Below are 3,236 nucleotides of genomic sequence, written 5' to 3'. Positions count from 1 at the left end.
TGGGTCCTGACCCTAGCCATTTCCGGTGATTGCAGTCACAAGTTTCGAGATTTTTGGGGCCATTAGCTGCCGCGAGGAGTTCACATCATATCCCAATGCGGGATTATAAGTAGCTCAGATTTTAAGGTGATTCCGGTGACCAGTATTATTAGCAAAATCGAGGGAACGATTAATACCGCTGTCGGGAAGATCAAGCAGAATGCCGATGGTCATTCTTTCGATAAGGAAGGTGCCGAACAAGAAGAGCTTGGCAAAAGTCAATTGAGCGATAGTCCCGCCAAACATAATATCGAAAAGGACGACTGACGCCTTATTCTGTCCCCGATTGAGATGGCGATCGAGACGGCTGGTACTGTCTTGACTGGGGCGATGTTTCGAAATCAGCCCACCGATAGTCGCGGCTATAATCGCATCAGGTGCGTACCAAGGCGCCAGCGGTAGCACATCAGTATGAAATTTGCCGGCAATATCATCCTGCTAAGCCGACCTATGGCCAATAAGATTTCTTCACCGACGCTCGATCGCAGGTGTCTGCTTACCTCAGCGCTTCTTGGAACCGGGATGGTTGCGCTTTCGGCCGAGACGCGTGCAGCGCCGGCTGAGTTACCACGTTCCAACGGTCCGATGACAGCCCAAGCCGAAGAAGGTCCTTATTACCTACCGCTAAATCTTACGCGGGCCGACATCACCGAGGGACTGTCCGGTATCCCGATCGATATCCGCTTTACCGTCATTGACGAGACTGGCTTGCCGTATACCGGCGCGCTCATCGATATCTGGCACTGTGATGCTCAGGGGGTTTACTCCGGGTTCGAACAGCCTGCGGGGCAGGCTGTTACCGACATGAAAGGTAAGACATTCCTGCGAGGCGTACAGCCGGTCGATGCAGACGGCAGCGCACTGTTTCATAGCATCTATCCGGGCTGGTATCATGGCCGAACCACCCACATCCATTTCAAGGTGCGGCATGGCAACCGTACCAACCTCACCTCGCAGTTTTTCTTACCCGATACGCTCAGCGAGTTCCTGTACAGTCAGGTGACGGCGTACCAACGCGCTGAGCTACGCGACACACTCAATTCCGATGACGGCATCGCCATCCAGGCCGGCGACACTACGGAGGGAAGCGTTCGCGAGACGAAGGGCCGCTACCTTGTGACGCTGACCGTTCGCGTAGATCGTGCGGCCATCCCACAAGAAAACCATTTCGGTGGTCCAGGGGGACGACCTCCGGGGGCCCCAGGGGCGGGCCCCATGGGCGGACCCGAAAGCAGGCCGGGGGGTACAGATGGAAGACGCGGACCGCCGCAGGGGGCGCCAACCCTACAAGGCGAGCAGCGGATCGCAGCGTTGCTGCCTGACGCTAAGCGAGTTGATCGTCCAAGGGGATCAGGCGGTCCGCCTACTGTTTAACGTATGGAACTCTGACCAGCGCGTTCGTTCTGACCGCCATGCTGTCTGTTCAGTTAGATTTTCGACAATGATCAAGTTTCAGGAAATTGCCAGGATCAAGGGATAGACACCTCAACTTTGGCAGCTGCAGGGTCCAGTAAGCCAATCAAAATTGCCAGTCCATAGCGAGTCTGACCCTCGTAGCTCATTTTCATGCCGTCGACCGTGCTTTTAACAGAATGTGCATCAGTAGGATTAAGGGGCAGGACCCGAGCTGTCGCACTAAGGTCGGCACTACAGGCGGCGAGTGCATGCCTGCTGTGTACATAGTCGAGTGCTAGCTTTCGGTCTTCATCTGTCGCGGATTGCCCCGTTCGATCACGCAACGCTTTTTCCGCAGAAAACCTTAGCGTGGTCGATCGCTCCCATGCGGCTTCGAAGCAAGCCCGCGTACGGTTCAAGGCAGCGGCAAGCACCGGGTCATTGATTGGGGGCGGCGGAGGCGGAGGCATAGCGCCCTCGATCATGCAGAAGGGCGGTCGGCACTCTTTCGGCATGCCATAGCTGCCGATAGTGTCGAGCGCGACATCGATCGTCAGTCGATAAGCCTTATCGTGTGCAAGCGCTGCGCTTACGCGGCTCAGCCGAATGAGAGGAGCAAGTGCCCGCACCAATCCCGGCTTGTTGGCGGACTCCGGGGATGCGTAGATCGGCCGACAATCGGAAAGCGTACCGCTACTATTGATGACGCAGTTAAACGACAGGCCAAAATCGGCCGTAGCTCCGCGGGGATTGACCCGGGTAAGGTCAGCAAGCGTTGGCTTTTTGGCAAACTCTGGCTGATCGTGCATTTCTCAAAAGCCGACGGTCGTATCAACGAAGCGGCCAGACGCTTGCAGCGATCGACTACCCGGCGCAGGTGTCTGCGCCAGTGCCGCGGTCGCAATCGCGAAAGTCAGCGCCACAAAGGCAGAACGTAGAATCATCACTACCGCCTATCCGATTTTCGCTTTGATCCGAAGCCTTTCCAAAATCGAACGTGGCGACAGAAGGCATCGGTGTTCTCGGAATCGATCGAGTTTTGGAAACCAGTAGTCCCGATCCGAAATCAGGTCAGGTAGCGGTTAACAACCTAGCCATTTAACGTGCTGAACGCGGTCAGCCGGAACGATCCCTTGTTGGACCTTACGCTTCTGAAACCCATACAGTGAGCCAGATTGCCTTGACATGGCAAGCAAATCCAGTGGTGATACGGACGGTAACTAATCTGAGGATGACGTCGTAACTATCCCTGCTGATGGCAGGCATAAAACTGAAAAGGTCACCAAACTCGGGCGAGAAAATCTTGACCCGGACGAAGGCAGCGACTGAACCCTGGAGACGTATAATGATTACCAATGACAAACAGAAGCTGGATGACGACAGTGCGGCAGACGACGGCGCCAAGAAAACCGGTACCGGAACGGGTGGCGAGGATGATAACAGCACTGAGATCGAGGGCGACGATAGTCATCTTCATGACGATCAGAAATCGCGTCGCCTGGGCTCGTCATAATTTAAGCAGTGGGTAGCACCCGAGGGACTGATGCACTAATCTGCCGCGCAAACTGGCCTTCTTGGTATGGCCTGCACCCCGGCTACGCCCCCTCCGCAAACCGTGTGAAGTCGAATATTATCGCATGTAAATTTTCGGAGAATATCATGACCAAGTTCACGCTCATCAGCGCTGCCTTCGCCTTGACCCTGTCAACTGGCGCATTCGCTGCGGTCGCCAATTGCTGCAGCGAAATGGCGTGCTGCAAGGACGGCGCGGACTGCTGCAAGGATGGCGCAAACGCGAAAGC

The 3,236-nt window shown here is 55.6% G+C and carries 4 protein-coding genes; 3 read left to right on the top strand and 1 reads right to left on the bottom strand.

The genetic code is table 11. The annotated features are described in order from the left end of the window. The first annotated feature begins 135 nt into the window (after nucleotides 1-135). Both sphst_RS20255 and sphst_RS02840 read left to right on the top strand, forming a co-directional pair. Complete coding sequence (locus sphst_RS20255; RefSeq protein ID WP_159043485.1) at nucleotides 136-306, top strand: CsbD family protein; 171 nt, start codon at nucleotides 136-138, stop codon at nucleotides 304-306. A gap of 144 nt (nucleotides 307-450) precedes the next feature. Next, nucleotides 451-1,413, top strand: a complete 963-nt coding sequence (locus tag sphst_RS02840) for an intradiol ring-cleavage dioxygenase (RefSeq protein ID WP_199848895.1) — start codon at nucleotides 451-453, stop codon at nucleotides 1,411-1,413. 95 nt (nucleotides 1,414-1,508) lie between these two features. Here sphst_RS02840 and sphst_RS20250 read toward each other — a convergent pair whose 3' ends face one another. Then, nucleotides 1,509-2,243, bottom strand: a complete 735-nt coding sequence (locus sphst_RS20250) for a hypothetical protein (protein WP_159043484.1) — start codon at nucleotides 2,241-2,243, stop codon at nucleotides 1,509-1,511. A gap of 536 nt (nucleotides 2,244-2,779) precedes the next feature. Here sphst_RS20250 and sphst_RS20245 point away from each other — a divergent pair. Further along, nucleotides 2,780-2,947 carry a hypothetical protein gene (locus tag sphst_RS20245; RefSeq protein ID WP_159043483.1) on the top strand — a complete coding sequence of 56 codons (168 nt, stop codon included), beginning with the start codon at nucleotides 2,780-2,782 and terminating at the stop codon, nucleotides 2,945-2,947. Nucleotides 2,948-3,236: the final 289 nt, after the last annotated feature.

Origin of the sequence: Sphingomonas sp. STIS6.2 (assembly GCF_000732685.2) — a bacterium.
Lineage (GTDB): Bacteria > Pseudomonadota > Alphaproteobacteria > Sphingomonadales > Sphingomonadaceae > Sphingomonas > Sphingomonas aerolata.
The sequence above is the reverse complement of the archived record's forward strand: the minus strand, read 5'-3'. Positions and strand labels throughout refer to the sequence as shown.